Source organism: Aeromonas sp. R3-1, assembly GCF_040908345.1.
In the GTDB taxonomy this organism is placed as follows: Bacteria; Pseudomonadota; Gammaproteobacteria; order Enterobacterales; family Aeromonadaceae; genus Aeromonas; species Aeromonas veronii.
The window spans coordinates 1-5,686 of record NZ_JBFODN010000224.1; the positions used below are offsets into that span (position 1 = coordinate 1).

Sequence of the window (5,686 nt, forward strand, 5' to 3'; positions counted from 1 at the left end):
GGTCGGGGATGAGGGGGGCAGTGAAAACCATTCCCCTCACCCTGCCCTATCCGTTCAGGAGAGGGAATCGCGCCAGTAAATGTTGGGCTTCGCTGCGCTCAGCACCAACCTACACCTCTGACGATCAGCCTTGGTTGGCTGGATCCTCATGGGCAGAGAACTCGCGCATAAAGGCTTCGGCCCGCTCCACCATCTTGGTCGAGCCGACAAAGTAAGGGGTACGCTGGTGCAGCGCGGTGGGCTGGATATCCATGATGCGGCCAAAGCCGTCGGAGGCCTTGCCACCAGCCTGCTCCACCAGAAACGCCATCGGGTTGCACTCATAGAGCAGGCGCAGCTTGCCGTTCGGCGAGTTGGTGCCGGACGGATAGATGTAGATGCCGCCCTTGAGCAGGTTGCGATGGAAATCAGAGACCAGGGAGCCGATATAGCGGGAGGTGTAGGGTCTGTGGGTCGCCTCGTCGCGCTCCTGGCAATATTTCAGGTACTTCTTCACCCCGTCCGGGAACTTGATATAGTTGCCCTCGTTGATGGAGTAGATCTTGCCCTCTTCCGGAATGCGGATGTTCTCGTGGGAGAGGCAGAAGCAGCCGATGGAAGGATCGTAGGTAAAGCCGTTAACGCCAAAGCCGGTGGTGTAGACCAGCATGGTGGAGGAGCCGTAAACCACATAACCGGCGGCGACCTGACGGTTGCCCGGCTGCAGGAAGTCCTCCAGCGTCACCGGCGAACCCTGCGGGCTCAAACGGCGGTAGATGGAGAAGATGGTCCCGACCGAGACGTTGACGTCGATATTGGAGGAGCCATCGAGCGGGTCGATCAGCACCACATACTTGGAGTTTTTGGAGAGCGGTGAGTCAAAGGCCACGAAGTCCTCTTCTTCTTCCGAGGCCATGCCACACACCTCGCCGCGCGCTTCGAGCGCCGCCTTGAAGCGTTCGTTGGCGTAGACATCCAGCTTCTGCTGCACCTCGCCCTGTACGTTTTCAGCGCCCATGGAACCGATGATATCCGCCAGTCCCGCCTTGTTGATCTCCCGGTTCACCACCTTGGCAGCAAGGCGGATCGAGCTGAGCAACGAGGTCAGCTCGCCGGTCGCAGTAGGATAATCCGCCTGCTTTTTGACGATGAACTCACCCATGGTGATCATGTTTCGCATTTTTGTTCCTTTAAGATCGCATCGGTTGGCATTGAAAACGTTTGCAGGCGTCGACAAAAAAAATGCCGATCACCGGCGGCCTTGATTTGTAACCTAATGTAACGTCTGTTTTTTGTTTTTGCAGCGAATTAAGCGGCCTATTAAATAGACTATTTCGCCTCACGTTATGGTAAAAGACGCGTTTTATTCGGTTTCATTCGATAACTTTCGGCCTCTTAATTCGTGGCAATAACCTGCTGCAAGCCATGATCCGACTGGCCTTGGACCATTAAAAATGGAGTCTGATGGGCCTGCCGTTCCCTCAGCCATTGCCTCTTGAGATCCGATCGCCAATCCAGCACACTGATTTCGCTTTGGAAGCAAATAAAACTCAAGGATTATCAATGAACAAGACTCTCATTGCCGGCATGGTAGCCGGACTGTTTGCCCTTCCCGCCTGGGCTGCCCAGGTGCCTGCCGGTACCAAGCTGCTGCCGGATGCCCAACAAATCTACGTGACCAATATCGGCACCGAGCCCACCACCATCGACCCCCAGCTGGTGGAAGAGAGTGCCGGTAGCGAGATCGTCAACGATCTGTTTGAAGGGCTCTACGTACTGGATAGCAAAGGCAAGACCCAGCCCGCTGGCGCTGTCAGCTACGAGGTCGACAAAACTGGGACCGTCTACACCTTCAAGCTGAGGCCCGAGGCCAAATGGTCTAACGGTGAACCGGTCACCGCCGCCGATTATGTCTACGGCTGGCAACGGGCCGCCGATCCCAAGACCGCCTCCAACTACGCCTGGTTTATCGAGTTGACCGGTGTGGTCAATGCTGGCGAGGTGATCCAGGGCAAGAAGAGCCCGTCAGAGCTCGGGATTAAGGCGCTCGATGACCACACCCTGCAGGTAACCCTGAAAAATCCGGTCCCCTTCTTCCTGAAGATGCTGGCCCACTACACCACGTTCCCGGCCCCCAAGGCCACCATTGAAAAATTCGGTAAGGATTGGGTCAAACCGGGCAATATCGTCTCCAACGGTGCCTTTGTACTCAAGGAGTGGACCCCCAACGAACGGCTGAGTGCCGAGCGCAATACCCACTACTGGGACAACCAGCACACCGTCCTGAACAAGGTGGTCTATCTGGAAATCGTCTCCGAAACCGCCGCCTACAACCGCTATCGCACCGGTGAACTGCACTACACCACTTATCCGCTGGAGCAGTACAAGCACATCAAGAGCCAGAGCCCGCAAGATCTGGTCAGCGCCCCCATGCTCGCCACCTATTACTATGTGTTCAATGTGAACCGCAAGCCGTTCGATGATCCGAAAGTGCGCAAGGCGCTCTCTCTGGCCCTCGACCGGGAGACCATCACTGACAAGATCCTGGGACAAGGGCAACTGCCCGCCTTCAGCCTGACTCCACCGAGTGTCGATGGCTTTGACCTGAAAAAACCGGCCAGTCAGCAGCAAAGCAAAGAGGAGCGGATCAAGCAGGCCAAAGCGCTGTTGGCCGAAGCGGGTTATGGCCCGGACAAACCGCTCAGCGTGGATATCCTCTACAACACCAACGAGAGCCACAAGAAAATCGCCTTAGCCGTCTCCTCCATGTGGAAACACAACCTGGGGGTCACCGCCACCCTCAACAACATGGAGTGGAAAACCATGGTCTCGGCACTGAACGAGGGGGATTTCGGGGTGAGTCGCTACTCCTGGAACGGGGACTATAACGATGCCTCCACCTTCCTCGATATCCTGACCTCCAGCAGCAGCGCCAACAGCGGCAAGTGGTTCAACAAGGAGTACGATGCCCTGCTGGCCAAGGCTCACGACTCGCAGGATGCAGCCGAGCGCAATCAGCTCTACCAGCAGGCAGAAGCACTGATCGAGGCTGACGCTCCTATCGCGCCGCTCTACTTCTACGTCAAATCGCGACTGCTCAAGCCATTCGTCAAGGGTTATCCCTATGAGAGCCCGCAAGACATCGTCTATAGCCGGGACCTCTATCTGGTCGCCCAGTAACCTGTCTGGCGCTGCTTGATCATATAAAAAGCGCCTGCATTGCAGCAGGCGCTTTTCATTGGCAGCCAAGCGGGCCATTGGGCCCACTTACACCTTCACGCAAGATTACTCTTCGGGACAGGGTGCCAACACCACCCGATGGCGTCCATATATGGTCTAATCATCCCAGACACTATTTTATGTGGTTCAGACGTCAAGGGGACTTGGTGGGATCCCATTGATGGGGGCATGAACCTACGGGAGGAGAAGCGGGAAATCAGTTATTACCTGATGGATTACAACAACTGGCCGCATCCACATCAACACAATGGCGGGATGCCACCAGCAAAATCCGAGGTTCAACCGAACCAAGTATCCAGATTGAGTTGACCACTAAAAATCTTTAGTAACTGTCTTCCTGCTCCGCCTTCATCCGGGCCTGACGGGCATAGGCCTCCTCTTCGGCGCTCTCGATCTCCTGCAGCACCGAATCGAGATCGATGGCGGCGCGGCTCTCTTCAAAGTGACCGGTCAGCTCGCTCTCGGGGGTGAGTGTGCCATCTTCAAACAGCGCCCACATCTCTTGGGCATAACGGGTCTTGAGCAGCTCGGGGGCATACATGCCGTAGTAGTTGCGCATGTTGTTGACGTCCCGCTCCAGCATCGCCTTGGCCTGGTTGTTGGCGGCGGCATCCACCACCTGGGGCAGGTCGATAATGACCGGGCCCTGTTCATCCACCAGCACATTGAACTCGGAGAGATCGCCGTGGATAAGACCGGCGCAGAGCATCCGCACCACGTAACGGATCACCTTGGCATGGTCGATGACCGCCTGCTCAGGGGTAAGCGCCACATCGTTGAGGCGCGGCGCGACATTGCCATCCTCATCGGTGATAAGTTCCATCAGCAAGACGCCATCGAGGCAGACATAGGGCTGCGGCACCCGCACACCGGCAGCAGCCAGCTTGAACAGGGCATCGACCTCGGTGTTCTGCCACACCTCTTCATGCTGCTTGCGGCCGTACTTGGAGCCCTTCTCCATGGCGCGAGCGCTGCGGCTGTTCCGCACCTTGCGCCCCTCCTGATAGACCACGGCCTGCTTGAAGCTGCGCTTGGACGCCTCTTTATAGACTTTGGCGCAGCGGATCTCGTCGCCGCAGCGCACCACATAGACGTCGGCCTCTTTGCCGCTCATCAACCGGCTGACGACCTCATCGACCAGGCCGTCATCAACCAGAGGTTGGATTCGATTTGGAATTTTCATGGCCGCCCTTTTACCCTATTTCCGCTCTCGAAGATAGCTCCGCGCACGCTCACCTGCCTCTCCCTTTCATAAGACACCCTGTTATCCCCTGTTTGCGCTGTTTTTGTCCACCCGTTCGCCTTAAAAACACCAGCAGCAGACCAAATACGAAAGGCGCCTGTACCAACAAAAATGGCCCGCAAGCGGGCCAATTTTCAAGGTTCGGGTGGCAAGCCCTGACGAATGCGCTGGATCCCCGCTTCATAGAGGCCGTCATCCCCCTCCTGATGTTCCAGGGTTTCGAAGATCTTGAGAAACCACATGTACTGCTCGGGATGGCGGGCTACCTGCATCTCCACCACCCGGTTCATGGCGTTGACGTCTGCCAGCAGATCGGCGGTGGGATAAGGGTCAAACGGCGGCTCGATCTCCAGCAGATAGCGCCCCTCATCCTCGTCATAGCTGGCGAAGATGGGCACCGCTCTGGCACCCGTCAGCTTCACCAGCTTGGGCAAGGCTGGCAGGGTTGCCTTGGGGCGGCCAAAGAAGGGTACAAACACGCTCGCCTCGCGGCCGTGATCCTGATCCGGCAGGTAAAAAAAACTGGCACCGGCGCGGATCGACTTGATCGCCGGTTTGATGCCGGCGCTGCGCTCATACACCTTGCCTCCTTTGGCCCGCTCGCGGTTGATGTACCAGTCAAACACCTGATCTTTCGGGCTCTTCATCATGGTGCACATCTCAATGCCCATCATGGAGAAGTAGCGGCCAATCATGTCGACTGCCCAGGTATGAGGCACCACCAGGATCACCGGGCGGCCCGCAGCCTGCTCCGCTTGCACATGCTCCCAGCCGGTGACCTTGATGCGGCGGGTCAGCCGCGCCTTGCTGCGCCAGCTGAGCTCGCCAAAGCCCATAAAGGTCTTGAGCCCGACCCGGATCGATTTGAGCAGCAGCGCCTGCCGTGCAGCGGCATCCAGCTCGGGAAAGCAGATCTTGAGGTTGGTATCGGCGATATAGGCCTGCTTTTTCGAAAAACGCAGCAGGGTTGGAGAGACCAGATCGGCAAAGCGATCCCTCAGTCTCGCGGGGGTAAATGCCAGCAGGGAAAGCAGGCCCAGCGCACACCAGCTGCCCCACCATTTGGGATGCAGCAGGCGGCTATGAAATGAGGTATCAAATACCGGATCTAACGCAGACATGGCGGCCATCAAGTCATCAAAAACAAACGGTTATTGTAGTTATCCTGACATTTTTTTCTACCCTGGGGAGGCTGGCCATCAGCCTGCAAGGCACTGATCAGAC

The 5,686-nt window shown here is 57.1% G+C and carries 4 protein-coding genes and 1 pseudogene; 2 read left to right on the plus strand and 3 right to left on the minus strand.

What is annotated here, in order from left to right:
- Positions 1 to 124 precede the first annotated feature (124 nt).
- Positions 125 to 1,159, minus strand: coding sequence for a class 1 fructose-bisphosphatase (gene fbp, locus AB5Y85_RS14490; RefSeq protein WP_005336993.1), 1,035 nt, complete (start codon positions 1,157 to 1,159; stop codon positions 125 to 127).
- Positions 1,160 to 1,542: 383 nt separating this feature from the next.
- Between fbp and AB5Y85_RS14495 the strand changes: the two genes are divergently transcribed.
- Together AB5Y85_RS14495 and AB5Y85_RS14500 are read left to right on the plus strand one after the other, a co-directional pair.
- Positions 1,543 to 3,159, plus strand: a complete 1,617-nt coding sequence (locus tag AB5Y85_RS14495) for a peptide ABC transporter substrate-binding protein (RefSeq protein WP_042081163.1) — start codon at positions 1,543 to 1,545, stop codon at positions 3,157 to 3,159.
- A 222-nt stretch (positions 3,160 to 3,381) separates the two neighbouring features.
- Positions 3,382 to 3,528, plus strand: a pseudogene (locus AB5Y85_RS14500) (IS3 family transposase); the annotation flags it as partial.
- A gap of 13 nt (positions 3,529 to 3,541) precedes the next feature.
- On the opposite strand, the gene AB5Y85_RS14505 reads toward AB5Y85_RS14500, so the two are convergent.
- Together AB5Y85_RS14505 and AB5Y85_RS14510 are read right to left on the minus strand one after the other, a co-directional pair.
- Positions 3,542 to 4,402, minus strand: coding sequence for a PA4780 family RIO1-like protein kinase (locus AB5Y85_RS14505; protein ID WP_257687780.1), 861 nt, complete (start codon positions 4,400 to 4,402; stop codon positions 3,542 to 3,544).
- 194 nt (positions 4,403 to 4,596) lie between these two features.
- Positions 4,597 to 5,592 carry a lipid A biosynthesis acyltransferase gene (locus AB5Y85_RS14510; protein WP_069555789.1) on the minus strand — a complete coding sequence of 332 codons (996 nt, stop codon included), beginning with the start codon at positions 5,590 to 5,592 and terminating at the stop codon, positions 4,597 to 4,599.
- Between the last annotated feature and the right edge of the window lie 94 nt (positions 5,593 to 5,686).